Below are 20,777 nucleotides of genomic sequence, written 5' to 3'. Positions count from 1 at the left end.
CAATGAAACCCCTCGCTACGGCTTACAGCCAGCGCTTGTTACGCGGGCAAACACCGTCTTATGAGCGCCTCCAGGCTCGCTTCGCCGAAGACGGCAGTGAATTGGGCGCCTTACCTGTCGCCGTGCATTGCGGCTGGGGCCGGCTACTGATCGGGCATACCTTCCCCGACCCGCTGAGCCTGGCCAACGAGTTACTCAAGGAACGCCCCGGCGAGCGTGACATCGCGCTTTATGTGGCCGCTCCCCAGCAGGTGCTGGCGCAATCTCCGCAACAGCTGTTTCTCGACCCCTCTGACACCTTGCGTCTGTGGTTCAGTGACTATCGCCCGGCCACCCGGGTGTACCGCGGCTTCCGGATCCGGCGCGTGCAAAGCGAGGCCGACTGGGCAGCCATCAACAGCTTGTATCAGGCGCGCAATATGCTGCCCGTCGACCCTGCCCTGCTGACCGCGCGGCATAAAGGCGGGCCGGTGTACTGGATGGCCGAGGATGAAGACAGTGGCGCGGTGATTGGCAGCGTCATGGGCTTGAATCACCATGCGGCGTTTCATGACCCGGAGAACGGCAGCAGCCTGTGGTGCCTGGCGGTTGATCCTCACTGTACCCGGCCCGGGGTCGGTGAAGTGCTGGTACGGCACTTGATCGAACACTTCATGAGCCGCGGCCTGAGCTATCTGGACTTGTCGGTGCTGCACGACAACGCCCAGGCCAAGAATCTTTATACCAAGCTGGGGTTTCGCAACCTGTCGACGTTTGCCATCAAACGCAGAAACGGCATCAACCAGCCGCTCTTCCTTGGCCCGGGTCCTGAAGCCGGGCTCAATCCCTATGCGCGGATCCTGGTTGAAGAGGCCTACCGGCGCGGCATCGACGTGCAGATTGATGACGCCGCAGCCGGACTATTCACCCTCAGCCATGGCGGGCGCCGGATCCGCTGCCGGGAATCGCTGAGTGATCTGACCAGCGCCATCAGCATGAACCTGTGCCAGGACAAAAGGCTGACCCACACAGTGCTGAGCCAGGCCGGGCTGAATTTGCCGGTCCAGCAACTGGCCAGCAATGCCGATGACCATCTGGCATTTCTGGAGGAGCACGCGCGGATCGTGGTCAAGCCGGTGGATGGCGAGCAAGGCAATGGTGTGGCCGTGAATCTGGACACCCTCGAACAGGTGCAACAGGCCATCGAAACAGCGCGGACGTTCGACAGCCGGGTGCTCCTCGAAAGCTTCCATGAAGGGCTCGATCTGCGGATTGTGGTGATCGGCTTTGAAGTCGTCGCCGCCGCCATCCGCCGACCCGCACAAGTGACGGGCGATGGCCTGCACAGCGTTGCACAATTGATCGAGGCCCAAAGCCGTCGGCGTCAGGCCGCCACCGAAGGCGAAAGCCGCATTCCGCAAGACGCCGAAACCCTGCGCACCGTGCAGGCGGCGGGCTACGAGTACACAAGCATTCTGCCAGCAGGCGAACCCCTTGTCGTACGCCGCACTGCCAATCTGCACACCGGCGGATGCCTGGAAGATGTCACCGACATACTGCACCCGACACTGGCCGACGCGGCGATTCGCGCGGCCCGGGCACTGGACATTCCGGTGGTAGGCCTGGACCTGCTGGTCCCGGCTGCCGATCAACCCGAGTATGTGTTTATCGAGGCAAACGAACGCGCCGGCCTGGCCAACCATGACCCGCAACCGACGGCCGAACGCTTTATCGATTTGTTGTTCCCCCATAGTCAGCCGGCGCCCTGACCCGCGTCGCTGAACGTCATCCCGAGCCACGCTGCGTTCACAAGACGCAGCGGGCCTCGCCTCTGGAGCTTTCATGAATCCCACAATCCCTGAACCCGACCTCGAGTACCTGCAACGGGTATTGCTGGAAATGCTCGCCATTCCAAGCCCTACCGGTTTTACCGACACCATCGTGCGCTATGTCGCCGAACGCCTCGAAGAGCTGGGGATTCCGTTTGAATTGACCCGGCGTGGCACGTTGCGCGCCACGCTCAAGGGCCAGAAAAACAGCCCGGACCGCGCCGTCTCCGCTCACCTCGACACCATCGGCGCCAGCGTGCGGGCAATCAAGGACAACGGCCGGCTGGTCCTGGCCCCCGTGGGCTGCTGGTCCAGTCGCTTTGCCGAAGGTAGCCGCGTCAGCCTGTTTACCGACAACGGCGTGATTCGCGGCAGCGTATTGCCGTTAATGGCCTCAGGTCATGCGTTCAATACCGGCGTCGATGAGCTGCCGATCAGCTGGGATCACATCGAGCTGCGTCTGGACGCGTACTGCGTCACCCGTGCCGACTGTGATTCTCTGGGGATCAATGTCGGCGATTTCGTCGCCTTTGACCCGCTGCCGGAGTTCACTGAAAGCGGCCATATCAGCGCTCGGCATCTGGATGACAAAGCCGGTGTCGCGGCCCTGCTCGCTGCCCTGAAGGCGATTGTCGAGAGCGGTCAGCAACCCTTGATCGACTGCCACCCGCTGTTCACCATTACCGAAGAAACCGGAAGCGGTGCCGCCGCAGCCTTGCCGTGGGATGTGAGTGAGTTTGTCGGTATTGATATTGCGCCGGTAGCACCGGGGCAGCACTCCAGTGAACATGCAGTCAGTGTGGCCATGCAGGATTCAGGCGGTCCATACGACTACCACTTGTCACGGCACTTGTTGCGACTGGCCAGCGAAAATGAACTGCCGGTGCGCCGGGACATGTTCCGCTATTACTTCAGCGATGCCCATTCAGCGGTGACCGCGGGGCACGATATACGTACCGCGTTGCTGGCCTTCGGCTGTGATGCCACCCACGGCTATGAGCGCACCCACATTGATAGCCTCGCAGCGCTGAGTCGCTTGCTGGGTGCCTATATGCTCAGCCCGCCGGTGTTTGCCAGCGATGCACAACCGGCACAGGGATCACTGGATCGCTTCAGCCATCAGCTTGAGCATGATGCACAAATGGAAAGCGACACACGGGTGCCGTCGGTCGACAGTCTGGTAGGGGATAACCGGAGTTAGTCATAGCCTGCAGGAGCAACCGGCGGAAAACCGATTGCTCCTGCGGGAAAGGCCGGAGGCCTCAGACCTGAGATTGCGCGCCTTCAAACCAGGCAAGCTTTTCACGCAACAGCACCACTTCACCCACAATCACCAGGGTTGGCGCATGAACTTCGTGCTCTGCCACCAAGGATGGCAAATCCTTCAGCGTACCGGTGAACACCCGCTGGTTCGCGGTTGTGCCTTGCTGAATCAAGGCTGCCGGGGTATCCGCCGAACGACCATGTTTGATCAGTTGTTCGCAGATGACCGGCAAGCCCACCAGGCCCATGTAGAACACCAGTGTCTGTGCCGGTGCGACCAGATCGCTCCAGGGTAGATTGCTGGTGCCGTCCTTCAAATGCCCCGTGACAAAACGCACGGATTGCGCGTAATCACGATGGGTCAGTGGAATCCCGGCATACGCCGAGCAACCACTGGCAGCTGTAATCCCCGGCACCACCTGAAAGGCAATGCCATGGGCTGCCAGCTCTTCGATTTCTTCGCCACCTCGGCCGAAGATGAACGGGTCGCCGCCCTTGAGCCGCACCACCCGCTTGCCTTGCCGGGCCAGGTCCACCAATTGCTGGTTGATCTGATCTTGCGGCACGGCGTGGTCAGCGCGACGCTTGCCGACATACACCCGCTCGGCATCACGACGGCACAGCTCAAGAATCGCCGGTGCCACCAAGCGGTCGTACAACACCACATCCGCTTGTTGCATCAGACGCAAGGCGCGGAAGGTCAGCAGATCGGGATCACCCGGCCCTGCACCCACCAGATAAACCTCACCGGTGGTCTTGACCGGTTCACCCTTGATTTTCGCCAGCAACATGCGCTCGGCTTCAGCCCCCTGCCCGGCCAGTTGACGGTCGGCGATCGGGCCCTGAAACACGTCCTCCCAGAAACCTCGACGCTGTTGCACGTCCGGAAACAGGCCTTTGACCTGAGTCCGGAAACGCGCAGCAAGACCGGCAAGCTGCCCGTAGGTCGAAGGTATCCAGGTTTCAAGCTTGGCCCGAATCAACCGCGCCAGCACCGGCGCATCGCCGCCACTGGAGACCGCGATCACCAGAGGCGAACGGTCCACAATGGCCGGGAAGATCACGCTGCACAAGGCCGGGGCATCCACCACATTGACCGGTACGCAACGGCGATTGGCATCCGCGGACACTTGGGCATTGAGCGGCTCATCGTCGGTCGCGGCGATGATCAGGACGCAGCCGTCCAGATCCGCTTCAACATAGCCGCGCAACACTTGCTCGCCGCCACTGCTGTTTACCAACTCGCACAACTGAGGTTCTATTTCGGGTGCGACAACCCGCAGCACCGCGCCGGCATCGGCCAGCAGCCGGGATTTGCGCAAGGCAATCTCCCCGCCGCCGACCACCAGCACACGGCGGCCACGCAGGTTATGAAACAGTGGCAGAAACTCCATTTAGCCGATGACCTCGATGCCGCCCATGTAAGGCTTGAGTACTTCAGGCACGCGGATCGAACCGTCTGCCTGCTGGTAGTTTTCCAGCACGGCTACCAGGGTACGGCCTACTGCCAAACCGGAACCGTTCAGGGTGTGGACCAGTTCCGGCTTGCCGGTTTCCGGGTTACGGAAACGCGCCTGCATGCGACGGGCCTGGAAATCACCGCAGTTGGAGCACGACGAAATCTCACGGTATTTGTCCTGGCTCGGAACCCATACTTCCAGATCGTAAGTCTTGACCGCGCTGAAGCCCATGTCGCCGGTGCACAGCGCCAGGGTACGGTATGGCAGTTCCAGCAGTTGCAAGACTTTCTCGGCATTGCCGACCAGGCCTTCCAGCGCGTCCATCGACGTCGAGGGCTCGACGATCTGCACCATTTCAACCTTGTCGAACTGGTGCTGACGAATCATGCCGCGGGTATCACGGCCTGATGCACCGGCTTCACTGCGGAAGCACGGGGTGTGCGCCACAAACTTGATCGGCAGGGTTTTGTGATCGACGATTTCGCCGGACACGATATTGGTCAGCGACACTTCAGCGGTCGGGATCAGGTACAGATCGGCTTCGCCTTCGCGGCTGATCTTGAACAGATCTTCTTCGAACTTCGGCAACTGGCCGGTGCCCTGCAACGCAGGCGCCTGGACCAGATAAGGCGTGTAAGCCTCTTCGTAGCCGTGTTCATTGATATGCAGGTTGAGCATGAACTGTGCAAGGGCACGGTGCAGGCGAGCGATTGGCCCGCGCAGCAAGGCGAAACGCGCACCGGACAGCTTGGCGGCGGTTTCGAAGTCGAGCCAGCCGTACTGCTCGCCAAGCGCAACGTGGTCCTTGATTTCAAAATCGAAGACCTTGGGCGTGCCCCAGCGACGGATTTCGACGTTGCCGTCTTCGTCCGCACCGACCGGCACCGATTCGTGCGGCAGGTTTGGCAGGCTCAGCAGGATCGAATCCAGTTCAGTCTGAATCGCTTCCAGCTCGACTTTACCGTTGGCCAGATCGCTGCCCATGGTTTCGACACTGGCCATCAATGGCGCGATGTCTTCACCGCGCGCCTTGGCCTGGCCGATGCTCTTGGAGATGGCATTACGCTCGGCCTGCAGCTTCTCGGTCAGGGTCTGGACTTCTTTACGCTTGGCTTCCAGCGCGTCGATGCGCGCCACGTCCAGCTTGAAGCCACGGGATGCCAGGCGATCCGCTACGTCCTGCAGGTTGCTACGTAACAGTTTGGAATCGAGCATGTCGGTTTCTCGTTTATCAAAGTTTGGTCAGGGACAGGCCAGCCCAGGTTGCGAGCAGCCCGCCGAATACGCTGAGGGCCGCATAGCCCAGTGCCAGCGGCACTTGCCCGCTTTCAAGCAGGCGCACCGTATCCAGTGAAAAGGATGAAAAAGTGGTCAAGCCACCCAGGAAACCGATCATCAGCCCGGCTCGGACTTCAATCGGTACTTCCGGGCGCATCAAAAAAAGGCCGTAAAGGATGCCAATCAGCAGGCAGCCCACGATATTAACGGCCAATGTCGCCGTATAAAAGTGCCGAGGCCAATTGGCATTGATCCAGTTACCCGTGGCAAAGCGCAACAAGGTGCCCGCGACACCGCCGGCCGAGACGGCAAGTACCAGAGCAATCACGGTTTTCTCCGCTGTATCGGGCTGACCCGGTCGAGAGCGGCAAGGTGCTTGAGCTTCTCGCCGATCTTGAGTTCCAGCCCGCGGGGCACCGGTTGGTAGAGCGCCAAGGGCTCCAGCTCGTCCGGAAAATAGTCTTCGCCCGCAGCATAAGCCTCGGGTTCGTCATGGGCGTAGCGGTATTCGTCACCGTAGCCGAGTTGCTTCATCAGCTTGGTCGGCGCATTGCGCAAGTGCAGCGGCACTTCCAGCGAGCCATATTCGGACGCGCTGCGCAGTGCAGCCTTGAAGCCCATGTATACGGCGTTGCTTTTTGGCGCGCAGGCCAGGTAGGTAATGGCCTGCGCCACCGCCAGCTCCCCTTCCGGGCTGCCGAGCCGCTCTTGCACGTCCCAGGCCGAGAGGCACAGGCTCAAGGCCCGGGGGTCGGCGTTGCCAATATCCTCACTGGCCATGCGCACCACTCGCCGGGCGATATACAACGGGTCGCAGCCGCCATCGATCATGCGGGCAAACCAGTACAGGGCACCATCCGGGTTGGAACCGCGCACCGACTTGTGCAGGGCCGATATCTGGTCATAGAACGCTTCGCCGCCCTTGTCGAAACGACGCTGGGTATCGCCCAGCAGACTTTGCAACAGCCCAGTGCCGATTTCGCTGTGGTCTTCAGCCAGGTCCGAGGCGTTCTCCAGCAGGTTGAGCAAGCGCCGGCCGTCACCATCCGCCGCCCGCAGCAGCGTCTGGAAGCCTTCATCGCTTAGGGTCAGACCACGCTTGCCCAAGCCGCGGTCTTCGGTCAGCGCACGCTGCACCAACTTGTGCAGCGCCGCTTCATCGAGGCTTTTGAGCACATACACCCGCGCCCTCGACAACAACGCGTTGTTGAGTTCAAAGGAGGGGTTTTCAGTGGTGGCCCCGATGAAGATCAAAGTGCCGTCTTCAACGTAGGGCAAAAACGCATCCTGCTGCGACTTGTTGAAGCGATGCACTTCGTCGACGAACAAGATGGTGCGCCGGCCATACTGCGCGGCCTGCTGCTTGGCGATCTCAACGGCCTGACGGATCTCCTTGACCCCGGCCAATACCGCCGAAACCGTTTCAAAGTGCGCATCCGAAACTTCAGCCAGCAACCGCGCCAGGGTGGTTTTACCCACCCCCGGCGGGCCCCAGAAGATCATCGAATGCAGCGCACCCTGCTCCAGCGCTTCACGCAAAGGCTTACCGCGAGCGAGCAGGTGTTCCTGACCGACATACTCGTCCAGGTTGGCAGCGCGCAGACGGGCCGCCAGCGGTTGAGCGATCGGGGCACTTCGAAACAAATCCATGGGCAGCGTTTCAAACCTCTTGTTCCAGGATTACTCCTGGATGACGTCAGCCCCTTTCGGGATCTCGAACTTGAATTTTGAGGCCGGGATCGGCTTGTTGACCTCAACCCCGTTGAACAGAATGTTGGTGCGCTGTCCTACGCTGTCGATCAGCTGCATGTCGTTGATCTTGCCGCCGCGAAACGACAGACGCAGGGAGTCGAACAAGGTGTCCCTGGTTTTCGGTTTGAGGGTGAAGTCCATCACGTCACCGGCCTGTTTGGAGGTGATGTCAAAACTTTCACTGATCTTCGATACATCACCGGACAACAGCAACGCTGGGGTCTGGGTCAGACGCTGATCCAGTTTCTTGATGGTGGCCTGTTCCAGGTCCGGGTCCCAAAGCGTCACTTTCTGGCCGTCAGAGATCATCGTCTGCTCTTGCGGAGCATCGGTGTGCCAGTAGAACAGGCCCGGACGCTTGACCGCCATCTCGCCGGCGGTTTCCTGCAGCTGGGTGCCGCTGCCATCCAGCGTCAACTGGGAGAAACGCGCAGTGATGGTGTCCGACTGCCCGAGCAATTGGCCAAGACGCTTCACACTGTCAGCGTCGGCGTGGGCCGAAAGCGAAGAAAAAGCCAATACCGGTAGCAAAAGCAGGCTGGCAAAACGCATGGAATTCCTCATTGATTAGTGCAAGGCCGCCTGCGGATTTTCCGCAGGCCGGTCAATCGCGTACAGGGGCTGGCGCCAGCACTTCGCGGGAGCCATTGGTGTTCATCGAGGTCACAACCCCGGCCATTTCCATGGACTCGATCATACGGGCCGCACGGTTGTAGCCGATTTTCAGTTTGCGCTGTACGGCAGAGATTGAAGCACGGCGGCTCTCAAGGACAAACTGCACGGCCTCGTCATAGAGCGCATCGGTTTCAGCGTCATCGCCGCCTTCGCTGCTGCCACCGTCAAACCCGCTGCCAGGCTCTTCGACGCCCGCCAGGATGTCATCGTTGTAATCCGGGCTGCCGCGCAGCTTCCAGGCTTCAACGACGCGGTGAACTTCTTCATCGGAAACGAACGCGCCGTGAACACGAATCGGCAGGCTGGTACCTGGCGGCATGTAGAGCATGTCACCATGCCCCAGCAATTGCTCAGCGCCACCCTGGTCGATGATGGTACGCGAGTCGATCTTGCTCGAAACCTGAAACGCCATACGGGTCGGAATGTTGGCCTTGATCAGGCCGGTGATCACATCCACCGACGGACGCTGGGTGGCCAGGATCAAGTGAATGCCTGCGGCCCGGGCTTTCTGGGCAATACGGGCGATCAGTTCTTCAACCTTCTTGCCAACGATCATCATCATGTCGGCAAATTCGTCGACCACCACTACGATGGTCGGCAACTTGGTCAACAGCGGCGCTTCGTCGTGAATGCTTTCTCGCTTGTACAGCGGATCGGTCAACGGCTCGCCGGCCGCTTCAGCCTCTTTGATCTTCTGGTTGAAGCCGGCGAGGTTACGCACGCCCATCTTGGCCATCAACTTGTAGCGACGCTCCATCTCGGCCACGCTCCAGCGCAAGGCGTTGGCGGCGTCTTTCATGTCCGTTACCACCGGGCACAGCAGGTGCGGAATGCCTTCGTAGATCGACAGCTCAAGCATTTTCGGGTCGATCATGATCAGCTTGGCGTCTTCCGGGCCCGACTTGAACAGGATCGACAGGATCATGGCGTTCACACCCACCGACTTACCGGAACCGGTGGTACCGGCCACCAGCAAGTGCGGCATTTTCGCCAGATCGGTAATCACCGGTTTGCCACCGATGTCATGTCCCAACGCCAGGGTCACAGGGGACTTGGCATCATCAAACTCCGGGGTCGACAAGACTTCGGAGAACCGTACGATCTGACGGTCCTCGTTAGGGATCTCGATCCCCACCGTGGTCTTGCCCGGAATCACCTCAACCACCCGCACACTGGTCACGGCCAGCGAACGGGCCAGGTCTTTGGCCAGGTTGGCAATACGGCTGACCTTGACCCCGGCTGCAGGTTGAATCTCGTAACGGGTGATCACCGGTCCCGGGTGAATCGAGTCGACCGACACCTCGACCCCAAACTCCTTGAGCTTGATTTCAAGCAAGTGGCCAACGGCCGCCAGGGATTCCGGGGAATAGTTGAGCTGTTTCTTCTCGGCCGGGTCAAGAATCGAGATCGGGGGCAGCGTACCTTCCACCGCGCTGTCGACGAACAACGGGGCCTGCTTTTCTTTCTGCACACGCTTGCTTGGCTCGGGGGCTTTGGCAGGTGCGGGTGCAATCACCGCCGGCACGTGTTTTTCGCGCTCGGACATATGTTTGGTCAGCGCCTGCTCGCGCTCGATCAAGCGCTCCTTGGCCTTGGCTTGTTCACGCTTGTCGGAGACGCTCGGCGCAACCACTTCATTGACCCGGCTGTCGGCTTCACGCAGTTGAGCCACCAGTTGCTTGCGCTCGTTACGGTCCGCCCACCAGCGATTGGCAGCCCCCTGGATCAGCTCGCACAGGTCGAGGGTGATCTTGCCGGTCACGTCCATGACCTTGAACCATGACAGGTCAGTAAATACCGTCAGGCCAAACAGGAACAACGCAATCAGCAGCAAAGTGCTGCCCTGGACGTTCAACGCGTTCTTGGCCAGATCTCCCAGGCTCTCGCCCAAAGCCCCCCCGGCACCTGCGGGCAGGCCCGCCGCCGAGTGGAAGTGCAGATGAGCCAGGGCCGCGCCCGAGAGCACCAGGAACAGCAGCCCGACCAGGCGCCACGAGAACAGCCAGCCGCTCCACTGCCACGGCTGATGCCGCTCACGGAAAATCTGGTAAGCCTTGACCGCCAGCAGCAACGGGAAGATGTAGGCGAAATAACCCAGCACCATGAACAGGATGTCAGCGCTGTAGGAGCCTGCCGGTCCGCCGAAGTTCTGTACATCCACGACACGGCTGTTATGACTCCAGCCGGGATCGTCCTTGCCGTAGGTCAGCAGGGCCATCATCAGAAACAGGCATAAGGCCCCAATAGCGATCAATGCACCTTCCTTGAGCCGGTAGTGCAATTGCTGACGCCAGAGAGGAACTGCTTTGGGTGCTGCTGTGGATTTCTTCAAAACGCGTCTTTTCCTGCGCCTGTGGCGCGCCCAACTATTGATTGACTGCAAAATACTGCTCGCATCGAGCAGGTGACAAGTTCAGACATGAAACTGGACTAGCCTTGCACACGGCCTTGTATGATTACCTGCAACTGCATGACCAGCCCGCCATGCAACCCAGTGAACTCTGTGCAGTTTAGAACAGCTCAAACAGGCGGGCCATTGTACGGGTTTAAGCCGTGGATGCCACGTCGCCACCAGGGACGCTGACATTTACCGTCCAGAGGCCTGAGAGGCGCTAATTTGAGCATGCATTGCCTTTTGTGACAAAGACTTATACCACTGTCAAAACCGACGTTGCATTTAACTGGCAGATCGACTGAGACCACACCCGTGCGACAGAGTTGCAGCCGCCCTCCCCTACTTCAGTAAGACTGATTGCCATGCTGACCTGGTTAAAACGCGACACCCTCACCTTCCCGCCCTTGAACAAGGCCATGCGCGAGCCCAATGGACTGTTGGCGGCAGGCGGCGACCTGTCGGCCGACCGGCTGATCCAGGCCTATCGTCACGGTTGCTTCCCGTGGTTTTCCGAAGGCCAGCCGATCCTCTGGTGGTCACCGGACCCGCGTACCGTGCTGTTCCCCGAAGAACTTCACGTTTCGCGCAGCCTGGGCAAGCTCTTGCGCCAACAGCGCTATGACGTCAGTTTTGACCGCGACTTCGCGGCCGTTATACGAGCGTGCGCAGCGCCCCGCGCCCATGCAGACGGCACATGGATCACCGATGACATGCAAGCGGCCTACATCGAGCTTCATGCACGGGGCCACGCCCATTCGGTTGAAGTGTGGGACAACGGCGAACTGGTGGGCGGCCTGTATGGCCTGGCAATGGGCCAGCTGTTTTTCGGTGAATCCATGTTCAGCCGCGCCGATAACGCCTCGAAATTCGGGTTTGCGACGCTGGTCAAGCAACTCCAGGCCTGGGGATTCGTCCTGATTGACTGCCAAATGCCCACCGACCACCTGCAAAGCCTGGGCGCCCGCTCTATTCCCCGCAGCCAGTTCGCCGAGTATCTGCGCAATCATCTGGATCAGCCTGCAACTGCGCAATGGGTTTTGTAGGCGAGTTCTGTACGCTGGCTTACACTTAATTCAAAGATTTTCCGAGGGCCAATCATGACCGAGCTGGCGCGCTTGAAGTTTTATGCCACTCAACCTCACGTTTGCAGCTACCTGCCCGACGAACAGGCCACCACGCTGTTCCTCGATCCCAGCCAGCCGATGGATGTGCAGGTCTACGCCGACTTGTCCGAAATGGGCTTTCGGCGCAGTGGCGACCATCTCTATCGGCCGCATTGCCTGAAGTGCGACGCCTGCACGCCTGCGCGCATTCCTGTGGCGCTATTTACCCCCAATCGTCAGCAAAAACGTATTTTCAAGCGCAATGCCGACTTGGAGGTACAAGCCAAAAAGCCCGGCTTCAGCGAAGAGCATTTTGACCTGTACAAACGCTATATCGAGCAGCGGCATGCCGATGGCGACATGTTTCCACCGAGCCGCGATCAATTTTCGACTTTCCTGGTACGCGACCTGCCGTTCTCGACCTTTTACGAGTTCCGCCTTGGCACACGCTTGCTCGCCGTTGCTGTCACCGATGTGCTGCCCAATGGTTTATCGGCCGTCTACACCTTTTACGAACCCACCGAAGAACGCCGCAGTCTGGGCCGCTACGGGATTCTCTGGCAAATCGCCGAAGCCCGGCGACTGGGGCTGGACGCGCTCTACCTGGGGTACTGGATCAAGAACTGCAAAAAGATGAATTACAAGACCGAATATCGGCCCATTGAGCTGCTGATCAATCAGAGATGGAGCACTCTTAACTGAACCCTTGGCTTAAACCCCATTTTTCGGGCACAATGCACGCCGCTTTTGCCTGGCGCAGTTGCACCGGGCCATTCATTGGACACCGAGGGCTTTACTGCATGTCGAAAGAAGACAGCTTCGAAATGGAAGGCACTGTCGTCGACACCCTGCCCAACACCATGTTTCGCGTGGAGTTGGAAAATGGGCACGTCGTAACCGCGCATATTTCCGGCAAGATGCGCAAGAACTACATTCGTATTCTTACCGGTGACAAAGTGCGCGTCGAGCTGACGCCCTATGACTTGAGCAAAGGGCGTATTACTTACCGCGCTCGCTAAGCAAGTCAATACAAAACGCCCGGCTCTGCCGGGCGTTTTTGTTTGCCCGGGATTTGCCCAGGCCGCCGCCCAAGCGGATTCAATCCAAAAAAAAAGCGCCTTTCGGCGCTTTTTTTACGGCTCTATCAACATCAAGCCATTTCGACAGCCGTTTCAAACTCAAAGACCAGCTCGCCGTCCTTGAGATCGATGTGAACCACACCGCCGTGATCCGCCAGCTCGCCAAAGAGGATTTCCTCGGCCAGAGGACGCTTGATCTTGTCCTGGATCAGGCGAGCCATTGGCCGCGCACCCATTTGCACATCGTAGCCTCCGGCTGCCAGCCAGCCGCGGGCCGCATCTGACACCACGAGCTGCACGTGCTTGTCGTCCAGCTGGGCCTGCAGCTCGGTCAGGAACTTGTCCACCACATGTTTGATGACCTCGTGGCTGAGGCGACCAAACTGAATGATGGTGTCCAGGCGGTTGCGGAACTCCGGAGTGAAGCTCTTCTTGATCGCTTCCATAGCATCGGACGCGTGGTCCTGAACGGTAAAACCGATCGAAGCCCTCGCCGCCGTTTCGGCACCGGCGTTAGTGGTCATGATCACGATGACATTGCGGAAGTCGGCCTTGCGCCCGTTGTTATCGGTCAGCGTGCCGTGATCCATGACCTGCAGCAGCAGGTTAAAGACCTCGGGGTGCGCCTTCTCGATCTCATCGAGCAGCAACACGCAGTGCGGTTGCTTGGTGATGGCCTCAGTCAGCAGGCCGCCCTGGTCAAAGCCCACGTAACCCGGAGGTGCGCCGATCAAACGTGAAACGGTATGGCGCTCCATGTACTCGGACATGTCGAAACGCACCAGCTCGATCCCCAGCGCCTTGGCCAACTGACGGGCAGCTTCGGTCTTGCCCACACCGGTAGGCCCGGCGAACAGGAAGGAACCCACTGGTTTGTCAGGCGACTTGAGGCCGGCACGCGACAACTTGATCGCGGTCGACAACGAATCAATCGCGGCATCCTGACCAAATACGGTCAGGCGCAGATCGCGCTCCAGGTTACGCAGCAGCTCTTTGTCCGAGCTGGAAACATGTTTTGGAGGAATACGGGCGATTTTCGCCACGATGTCTTCGACTTGTGCCACTTCGATGCGCTTGACGCGATTTTCAACCGGCTGCAAACGCTGGTAGGCGCCCGCCTCGTCGATCACATCAATCGCCTTGTCCGGCATGTGCCGGTCATTGATGTAACGCGAGGCCAGCTCAGCCGCCGCGCGCAAGGCTTCGTCACTGTACTCGATACCGTGATGCAGCTCGAAACGCCCTTTCAGCCCCCGAAGAATACCGATCGTGTCTTCAACCGAAGGTTCGGAGACGTCGACTTTCTGGAAACGTCGCGCCAGGGCACGGTCTTTCTCGAAGATCCCGCGGAACTCCTGGAACGTCGTCGACCCGATGCAACGGATGTCGCCCGACGACAGCAGCGGCTTGAGCAGGTTGGATGCATCCATCACGCCGCCGGAAGCAGCGCCGGCACCGATGATGGTGTGAATTTCATCGATGAACAGAATGGCCTGCGGGCGTTTTTTCAACTCTCCCAGCAGCGCCTTGAAGCGTTTCTCAAAATCGCCGCGGTATTTGGTACCGGCCAGCAAGGCCCCGAGGTCCAGAGAGTAGACGATGCTGTTAGCCAGCAGATCCGGCACCTGGTTATCCACGATGCGCTTGGCCAGGCCTTCGGCGATGGCGGTTTTACCCACACCCGCCTCGCCGACCAGCAGCGGGTTGTTCTTGCGTCGACGCGCCAGAATCTGAGCAACACGCTCAACTTCCATTTCGCGCCCGACCAGCGGATCAATACGCCCCTGACGAGCCAGCTCGTTCAGGTTGCTGGCGTAGGCATCCAGCGGATTGCTGGAGGAGGACGACTCGCCGCCCTCTTCATCCTGCATGTCGTGATCGCCATCGGAGTGGTCCCCATGCCCGGGCACCTTGGAGATCCCGTGGGCAATAAAGTTGACCACATCAATGCGGGCAACGCTCTGCTGCTTGAGCAGGAACACCGCCTGGCTCTCCTGCTCGCTGAAAATCGCAACCAGGACGTTGGCACCCGTCACTTCGCGCTTGCCGGAGCTTTGCACATGGAAGACGGCACGTTGCAAGACACGCTGAAAACCCAGGGTTGGCTGGGTTTCGCGATCTTCATCGTGAGCGGGGATCAGCGGGGTCGTAGAATCAATAAACTCTTGCAGGTCATGCTTGAGTTTGTCGAGGTTTGCGCCACAGGCGCGTAGAACGGTTGCGGCCGCCTCATTATCCAAAAGCGCAAGAAGGAGATGCTCAACCGTCATGAACTCATGACGCTTGGAGCGGGCTTCCTTGAAGGCAAGATTGAGGGTGACTTCGAGCTCGCGATTTAACATGGCTTCACCTCATACCCAAGTGGTCGGCGTTAACCGTCCTTCTCGATTTCACAGAGTAGCGGATGCTGGCTTTCGCGTGCGTACTGGTTTACCTGCATCGCCTTGGTCTCGGCTATATCGCGGGTAAAAATGCCACACACGGCCCGTCCTTCTGTATGAACGGCCAGCATAACCTTGGTCGCCAATTCGCGATTCAAGTTAAAAAACACCTCAAGTACTTCGACAACAAAGTCCATGGGCGTGTAGTCATCATTGAACAAAACCACCTTGTACATCGGTGGCGCCTGAAGCGCAGGCTTAGCCTCTTGCACAGCCAAGCCAGCGGAATCTTCGCCATCAAAATCGGGCTGATCCTGATTGAATGTTAGTCGAGTCTGGCTAATTGCATGCATGGAAAGAAAGGTTCGTCGTTGAGCGAATACAGTGATGGAGGCAAACGTATCAAATTTCAACAGCGCTGCCGCGTGGCCTTGACTATCGGTAAAACGGTGTTACAACCATTAGAAGCCACAATGTGGAATAAAGGTCCGCACAGTCAACCATTTTAGTGGGCAATGTGCGAGTCAACTGGATGATACTCCAGTGATGGAGTCGTTTGCAGCAGAGGGATATGAGTATGCAAGGCAAAGTCAAGTGGTTCAACAACGCCAAAGGCTTCGGCTTTATCAATACGGAAGCCAAGGAAGGCATTGATGAACACGGACACCCGATCGACTTTTTTGCCCACTTTTCAGCTATCCAGATGGACGGCTACAAAACGCTCAAGGCTGGCCAGCCCGTAAGCTTTGAAATCACCCAAGGCCCCAAGGGTTTGCATGCCGTCAACATTACCGACGCCAATGCCATCCTGCTGCCTCAAACAGCAGTGACACAGGCACTCACGCTGTCGGTCTGACCTGCCGGAACCGCCGTCATCTGCAAAAAAGGCCGACTCATTCAATGAGCCGGCCTTTTTGTTGGCCGCACGTTTACATATGGGAGATCAGGGCATCACCGAAACCGGAGCACGACACCAGCCGGGCACCGTCCATGAGCCTCTCGAAGTCATAGGTCACGGTTTTGGCCGAAATCGCACCATTGGTGCCCTTGATGATCAGGTCGGCTGCCTCGGTCCAGCCCATGTGCCGCAACATCATTTCAGCGGACAGGATCAGTGACCCGGGGTTGACCTGATCCTTGCCTGCGTACTTGGGCGCGGTGCCGTGGGTCGCCTCAAACATGGCAATGGTATCGGACAGGTTGGCCCCCGGCGCAATACCGATACCGCCCACCTCGGCCGCCAGGGCGTCAGACAGGTAGTCACCGTTGAGGTTGAGCGTCGCAATCACGTCATACTCTGCCGGACGCAACAGGATTTGCTGCAGCATGGCATCGGCGATGGCGTCTTTGACGATCACGTTGCGCCCGGTTTTCGGGTTCTTGAACTGCATCCACGGGCCACCGTCCAGCAAGGTCGCACCGAACTCCTCGGCCGCCACTTCATAGGCCCACTCTTTGAAGGCCCCTTCGGTGAACTTCATGATGTTGCCCTTGTGGACGATCGTCAGCGACTCGCGGTCGTTATCCACCACGTATTGCAGGGCCTTACGCGCCAGGCGCCGGGTGCCTTCCTTTGACACCGGCTTGACCCCGATCCCGCAATCCTGGTCGAAACGGATCTTGGTCACGCCCATTTCTTCTTTCAGGAACTTGATCACCTTGATTGCTTCAGGCGAGCCGGCCTTCCATTCAATCCCGGCATAGATGTCTTCGGAGTTTTCGCGAAAGATCGTCATATCGACGTCGCCGGGTTTTTTCACCGGGCTGGGCACACCCTCAAACCAGCGCACAGGCCGCAGGCATACATACAGATCAAGCTGTTGGCGCAGGGCAACGTTCAGGGAGCGAATACCGCCCCCCACCGGGGTTGTCAGCGGCCCCTTGATCGACACCACGTAATCCTTTACCGCATCCAGGGTTTCCTGGGGCAGCCAGGTATCCTGGTCATAGACCTGGGTAGCTTTCTCCCCCGCATACACCTCCATCCAGGAGATTTTGCGCTTGCCGGCGTAGGCCTTGTTCACCGCCGCATCCACAACCTTGATCATCACCGGGCTGATATCGACACCGATGCCATCCCCTTCAATGAAAGGAATGATGGGGTTGTCGGGAACATTGAGCGAATGGTCGGCGTTGACGGTGATTTTCTCACCTGCGGCTGGAACCTTGATCTTGTTGTATCCCATGCTGAACTCCATTTGTGGGTGGAACATCATGCCGATCCCGAGCGTACCCCAGTTAAATCGGCAGGCAAACCTAATGTTCCGCACACACCGCCACAGCGTCAGCCAACCACCCTGACAGCCCCGTAAACCGGGGGTAAAACGCCAAAAAACAGGGCATTTTGACGCAGGGCCTTAGACCAATGGATGATTCGTGATAGGCAGCACCCCTCGCAGGAACATTAGTGACCTATGTATACTGCGCCGGTGACCACGGAGTCACAGCGAAATACCTACAGGAATGAGTCTTTCAGGCCTAGAAAGGCTGAGCTGTTACCCCGGCTCGACCGCTTGACGCTCTACTGATGCATTCACATCACCGCGAAGAACCTCGACTTTCGGCTCATTGTTCACTGTGAACGAAAGCGCCTACCCTGCGCATCTCGAGAATCTGAGCACGCTCAGCAAAGAAGAGAGTTAATCCGAAATGCCCAACCGTTCGAAGATCATCTACACCTTCACCGACGAAGCTCCGGCGCTCGCCACCTATTCACTGCTGCCTATCATCGAAGCCTTTACTGCAAGCGCTGATATCGCCGTTGAGACGCGCGACATCTCTCTGGCAGGCCGTATTCTCGCCAGCTTCCCCGAGCAATTGGGTGCCAAGGCCGTAGCAGACCACCTCGCCGAACTTGGCGCCCTGGCCGTTACCCCTGAAGCCAACATCATCAAGCTGCCTAACATCAGCGCCTCGGTCCCGCAATTGCAGGCCGCGATCAAAGAACTGCAAGCCCAGGGCTTTGACATTCCGGACTACCCGGAAACCGTGACCACTGACGCCGAAAAAGAAACCAAGGCGCGCTACAGCAAGGTCATGGGCAGCGCCGTAAACCCGGTTCTGCGTGAAGGCAACTCTGACCGCCGCGCTCCGCTGTCGGTTAAAAACTACGCTCGCAAGCACCCGCACAAAATGGGCGCCTGGACCGCAGACTCCAAGTCCCACGTTGCTCACATGAGCGAAGGCGATTTCTACGGCAGCGAAAAAGCCGCCCTGATCGAAGCCCCGGGCAGCGTTAAAATCGAACTGATCGCTCAAGACGGCACCACCACCGTCCTGAAGGAAAAAACCGCCGTACAAGCCGGCGAGATCATCGATTGCTCCACCATGAGCAAAAAAGCCCTGCGCCAGTTCGTAGCGGCCGAAATCGAAGACGCCAAGAAACAGGGCGTGCTGTTCTCCGTGCACTTGAAAGCCACCATGATGAAGGTCTCGGACCCGATCATGTTTGGTCAGATCGTCGCTGAGTTCTACAAGGATGCGCTGGAAAAACACGCTGACGTCCTGAAAGAAATCGGCTTCAACCTGAACAACGGTATCGGCGACCTGTACGCTCGCATCAAGGCGTTGCCAGCCGAGAAACAAGCTGAAATCGAAGCAGATATCCAGGCTGTGTATGCCACCCGTCCTGCGTTGGCCATGGTCAACTCCGACAAGGGCATCACCAACCTGCACGTGCCTAGCGACGTTATCGTCGACGCCTCGATGCCGGCCATGATTCGTGATTCCGGCAAAATGTGGAACACCGAAGGTCAGCTGCAAGACACCAAGGCCGTGATCCCGGATCGCTGCTACGCCACTATTTATCAGGCGACCATCGAAGACTGCCAGAAGCACGGCGCCTTCAATCCGACCACCATGGGCAGCGTGCCAAACGTTGGCCTGATGGCGCAAAAAGCCGAAGAATACGGTTCCCACGACAAAACCTTCCAGATCAAGACCCCGGGCGTTGTGCGGGTTACTGACAGCAACGGCAACGTGCTGATGGAACAGAAAGTCGAGGAAGGCGATATCTGGCGCATGTGCCAGGCCAAAGACGCGCCGATCCGCGACTGGGTCAAGCTGGCCGTCAACCGCGCTCGCGCCAGCAACACACCGGCCGTATTCTGGCTGGACCCAAAGCGTAGCCATGACGCAGAAATGATCAAAAAGGTCGAAACCTACCTGAAAGATCACGACACCAGCGGCCTGGACATTCGCATCATGGCCCCGGTAGACGCCATGAAGCTCACTCTGGAGCGTACCCGCGCCGGTCTGGATACCATCTCGGTCACCGGCAACGTACTGCGCGACTACCTGACTGACCTGTTCCCGATCATGGAACTGGGCACCAGCGCCAAAATGCTCTCGATCGTACCGCTGATGAATGGCGGCGGTCTGTTTGAAACCGGCGCCGGCGGCTCGGCACCCAAGCACGTGCAACAACTGCTGGAAGAAAACTTCCTGCGTTGGGACTCGCTGGGTGAGTTCCTGGCACTGGCCGCTTCCCTGGAACACCTGGGCACGACCTACAACAACCCGAAAGCGTTGGTGTTGGCCAAGACCCTGGACCAGGCTACCGGCCAGTTCCTCGACAACAACAAATCGCCATCGCGTAAAGTCGGCAACATCGACAACCGCGGCAGCCACTTCTACCTGACGCTGTACTGGGCACAAGCCCTGGCAGCCCAGACCGAAGACAAAGAGCTGCAAGCACAATTCGCCCCTGTGGCAAAAGCCTTGACCGAGAACGAAGCAACCATCGTTGCCGAACTCAACGCGGTACAGGGCAAGCCAGTCGACATCGGTGGTTACTACCACGCTGATGCCGCACTGGTGAGCAAGGCCATGCGCCCAAGCGCAACCTTCAACGCGATCATCGCGTCGCTGGTGTAAGAGCAACAGGCAACACCACAAACCCCGGCCCACGACGCCGGGGTTTGTGTTTTCTGAGTGGCAGAAATGCTTTAGCCGCTGCCAAAGCCTGCGTATGGCGACACAGTCGTCGTAGAATCAATCCCGCGACCCGTCAGTGCAACCCGACGCTCAGGGTTTACGATTGCTTCGCAACCGACGCAGCCTTTGGCAGCGGCTACGACTCATCATCCGATACAACGAGACCTGCCCATGGAATGGAAACCCCATATCACCGTCGCCACCGTTGTCGAAGACAATGGCCGCTTCCTGATGGTCGAAGAGCTCAAGGGCGAACGCGCCGTGCTCAACCAACCGGCGGGCCACCTTGACCCGAACGAAAGCCTGATCGAGGCCGCAATCCGCGAAACCCTCGAAGAAACCGGCTATGACGTCGAGCTGACCGGCGTCATCGGCATTTACCTCTACACCGCCCCCAGCAATGGCGTGACCTATCAGCGTGTCTGCTTCGCCGGCAAAGCCCTTCAGCACCACCCCGAACACACCCTGGACACCGGCATCATCGGCCCGCTCTGGCTGACCCGTGACGAGCTGCTGGAGCAGCGTCACCGCTGGCGCAGCGAGCTGAGTCTGAAGTGCATCGACGATTATCTGGACGGCAAACTGTTCGACCTCACGTTAATCCGCCCTTCGGTTTAGCCTTGAGCGCTCGGGCCTGTTAGAATCGCG

At 58.9% G+C, this 20,777-nt stretch carries 17 protein-coding genes; 8 read left to right on the top strand and 9 right to left on the bottom strand.

The genetic code is table 11. The annotated features are described in order from the left end of the window. Positions 1–2 precede the first annotated feature (2 nt). Positions 3–1,748: an N-acetylglutaminylglutamine synthetase gene (gene ngg / locus AWM69_RS06590; protein WP_218726042.1), complete on the top strand. Its 1,746-nt coding sequence runs from the start codon at positions 3–5 to the stop codon at positions 1,746–1,748. A gap of 73 nt (positions 1,749–1,821) precedes the next feature. Beyond that, positions 1,822–3,009, top strand: a complete 1,188-nt coding sequence (locus AWM69_RS06585) for an osmoprotectant NAGGN system M42 family peptidase (protein ID WP_048382512.1) — start codon at positions 1,822–1,824, stop codon at positions 3,007–3,009. Between the two features lie 61 nt (positions 3,010–3,070). Here the strand turns inward: AWM69_RS06585 and cysG are convergent, their stop codons facing one another. From cysG to AWM69_RS06555, 6 genes are read right to left on the bottom strand one after another with little or no spacing between them, the layout of a single operon-like run. Then, positions 3,071–4,465 (bottom strand): siroheme synthase CysG, encoded by a 1,395-nt coding sequence (gene cysG, locus AWM69_RS06580; RefSeq protein WP_048382511.1) that lies wholly within the window; start codon positions 4,463–4,465, stop codon positions 3,071–3,073. Then, positions 4,466–5,746 (bottom strand): serine--tRNA ligase, encoded by a 1,281-nt coding sequence (gene serS / locus AWM69_RS06575; RefSeq protein WP_048382510.1) that lies wholly within the window; start codon positions 5,744–5,746, stop codon positions 4,466–4,468. A gap of 16 nt (positions 5,747–5,762) precedes the next feature. Further along, on the bottom strand, positions 5,763–6,137 hold the full coding sequence (gene crcB / locus AWM69_RS06570) for a fluoride efflux transporter CrcB (protein WP_218726041.1): 375 nt from the start codon (positions 6,135–6,137) through the stop codon (positions 5,763–5,765). After that, positions 6,134–7,459, bottom strand: a complete 1,326-nt coding sequence (locus tag AWM69_RS06565) for a replication-associated recombination protein A (protein ID WP_131653131.1) — start codon at positions 7,457–7,459, stop codon at positions 6,134–6,136. The genes crcB and AWM69_RS06565 overlap by 4 nt, the downstream gene beginning before the upstream one ends. Positions 7,460–7,489: 30 nt before the next feature. Further along, the gene (gene lolA, locus AWM69_RS06560) at positions 7,490–8,113 is read right to left on the bottom strand and encodes an outer membrane lipoprotein chaperone LolA (protein WP_131653132.1); all 624 of its coding nucleotides are present in this window, start codon (positions 8,111–8,113) and stop codon (positions 7,490–7,492) included. A 52-nt stretch (positions 8,114–8,165) separates the two neighbouring features. After that, positions 8,166–10,568: a DNA translocase FtsK gene (locus AWM69_RS06555; RefSeq protein WP_218726040.1), complete on the bottom strand. Its 2,403-nt coding sequence runs from the start codon at positions 10,566–10,568 to the stop codon at positions 8,166–8,168. A 425-nt stretch (positions 10,569–10,993) separates the two neighbouring features. Here AWM69_RS06555 and aat point away from each other — a divergent pair, with 425 nt between their 5' ends. From aat to infA, 3 genes are all read left to right on the top strand, one after another. Beyond that, on the top strand, positions 10,994–11,674 hold the full coding sequence (gene aat / locus AWM69_RS06550; RefSeq protein ID WP_131653134.1) for a leucyl/phenylalanyl-tRNA--protein transferase: 681 nt from the start codon (positions 10,994–10,996) through the stop codon (positions 11,672–11,674). 54 nt (positions 11,675–11,728) lie between these two features. Further along, entirely contained in the window at positions 11,729–12,436 is a 708-nt protein-coding gene (locus AWM69_RS06545; protein WP_131653135.1) for an arginyltransferase, read from the top strand. Positions 12,437–12,534: 98 nt separating this feature from the next. Continuing rightward, positions 12,535–12,753, top strand: coding sequence for a translation initiation factor IF-1 (gene infA / locus AWM69_RS06540; RefSeq protein ID WP_002553999.1), 219 nt, complete (start codon positions 12,535–12,537; stop codon positions 12,751–12,753). Between the two features lie 131 nt (positions 12,754–12,884). Here infA and clpA read toward each other — a convergent pair whose 3' ends face one another. After that, positions 12,885–15,155, bottom strand: coding sequence for an ATP-dependent Clp protease ATP-binding subunit ClpA (gene clpA, locus AWM69_RS06535; RefSeq protein WP_218726039.1), 2,271 nt, complete (start codon positions 15,153–15,155; stop codon positions 12,885–12,887). 29 nt (positions 15,156–15,184) lie between these two features. Next, positions 15,185–15,547, bottom strand: coding sequence for an ATP-dependent Clp protease adapter ClpS (gene clpS, locus AWM69_RS06530; RefSeq protein WP_048382500.1), 363 nt, complete (start codon positions 15,545–15,547; stop codon positions 15,185–15,187). 224 nt (positions 15,548–15,771) lie between these two features. On the opposite strand from clpS, the gene AWM69_RS06525 reads away from it, so the two are divergent. Further along, the gene (locus tag AWM69_RS06525) at positions 15,772–16,050 is read left to right on the top strand and encodes a cold shock domain-containing protein (protein WP_131653293.1); all 279 of its coding nucleotides are present in this window, start codon (positions 15,772–15,774) and stop codon (positions 16,048–16,050) included. A gap of 73 nt (positions 16,051–16,123) precedes the next feature. Here the strand turns inward: AWM69_RS06525 and icd are convergent, their stop codons facing one another. Further along, positions 16,124–17,380 (bottom strand): NADP-dependent isocitrate dehydrogenase, encoded by a 1,257-nt coding sequence (gene icd / locus AWM69_RS06520; protein WP_131653137.1) that lies wholly within the window; start codon positions 17,378–17,380, stop codon positions 16,124–16,126. Positions 17,381–17,843: 463 nt separating this feature from the next. On the opposite strand from icd, the gene AWM69_RS06515 reads away from it, so the two are divergent. Together AWM69_RS06515 and AWM69_RS06510 are read left to right on the top strand one after the other, a co-directional pair. Then, positions 17,844–20,069, top strand: a complete 2,226-nt coding sequence (locus AWM69_RS06515; RefSeq protein WP_218726038.1) for an NADP-dependent isocitrate dehydrogenase — start codon at positions 17,844–17,846, stop codon at positions 20,067–20,069. Positions 20,070–20,300: 231 nt separating this feature from the next. Next, positions 20,301–20,747: an NUDIX hydrolase gene (locus AWM69_RS06510; RefSeq protein ID WP_131653139.1), complete on the top strand. Its 447-nt coding sequence runs from the start codon at positions 20,301–20,303 to the stop codon at positions 20,745–20,747. Positions 20,748–20,777: the final 30 nt, after the last annotated feature.

The organism is Pseudomonas sp. D1HM, assembly GCF_019266105.1.
GTDB lineage: Bacteria > Pseudomonadota > Gammaproteobacteria > Pseudomonadales > Pseudomonadaceae > Aquipseudomonas > Aquipseudomonas taetrolens.
This window is presented reverse-complemented; position numbering and strand designations above follow the sequence as displayed.

Coding starts and splice junctions, on each gene's coding strand:
- ngg (WP_218726042.1), top strand. CDS start 3: ATGAAACCCCTCGCTACGGCTTACAGCCAGCGCTTGTTACGCGGGCAA.
- AWM69_RS06585 (WP_048382512.1), top strand. CDS start 1,822: ATGAATCCCACAATCCCTGAACCCGACCTCGAGTACCTGCAACGGGTA.
- cysG (WP_048382511.1), bottom strand. CDS start 4,465: ATGGAGTTTCTGCCACTGTTTCATAACCTGCGTGGCCGCCGTGTGCTG.
- serS (WP_048382510.1), bottom strand. CDS start 5,746: ATGCTCGATTCCAAACTGTTACGTAGCAACCTGCAGGACGTAGCGGAT.
- AWM69_RS06565 (WP_131653131.1), bottom strand. CDS start 7,459: ATGGATTTGTTTCGAAGTGCCCCGATCGCTCAACCGCTGGCGGCCCGT.
- lolA (WP_131653132.1), bottom strand. CDS start 8,113: ATGCGTTTTGCCAGCCTGCTTTTGCTACCGGTATTGGCTTTTTCTTCG.
- aat (WP_131653134.1), top strand. CDS start 10,994: ATGCTGACCTGGTTAAAACGCGACACCCTCACCTTCCCGCCCTTGAAC.
- AWM69_RS06545 (WP_131653135.1), top strand. CDS start 11,729: ATGACCGAGCTGGCGCGCTTGAAGTTTTATGCCACTCAACCTCACGTT.
- infA (WP_002553999.1), top strand. CDS start 12,535: ATGTCGAAAGAAGACAGCTTCGAAATGGAAGGCACTGTCGTCGACACC.
- clpA (WP_218726039.1), bottom strand. CDS start 15,155: ATGTTAAATCGCGAGCTCGAAGTCACCCTCAATCTTGCCTTCAAGGAA.
- clpS (WP_048382500.1), bottom strand. CDS start 15,547: ATGCATGCAATTAGCCAGACTCGACTAACATTCAATCAGGATCAGCCC.
- AWM69_RS06525 (WP_131653293.1), top strand. CDS start 15,772: ATGCAAGGCAAAGTCAAGTGGTTCAACAACGCCAAAGGCTTCGGCTTT.
- icd (WP_131653137.1), bottom strand. CDS start 17,380: ATGGGATACAACAAGATCAAGGTTCCAGCCGCAGGTGAGAAAATCACC.
- AWM69_RS06515 (WP_218726038.1), top strand. CDS start 17,844: ATGCCCAACCGTTCGAAGATCATCTACACCTTCACCGACGAAGCTCCG.
- AWM69_RS06510 (WP_131653139.1), top strand. CDS start 20,301: ATGGAATGGAAACCCCATATCACCGTCGCCACCGTTGTCGAAGACAAT.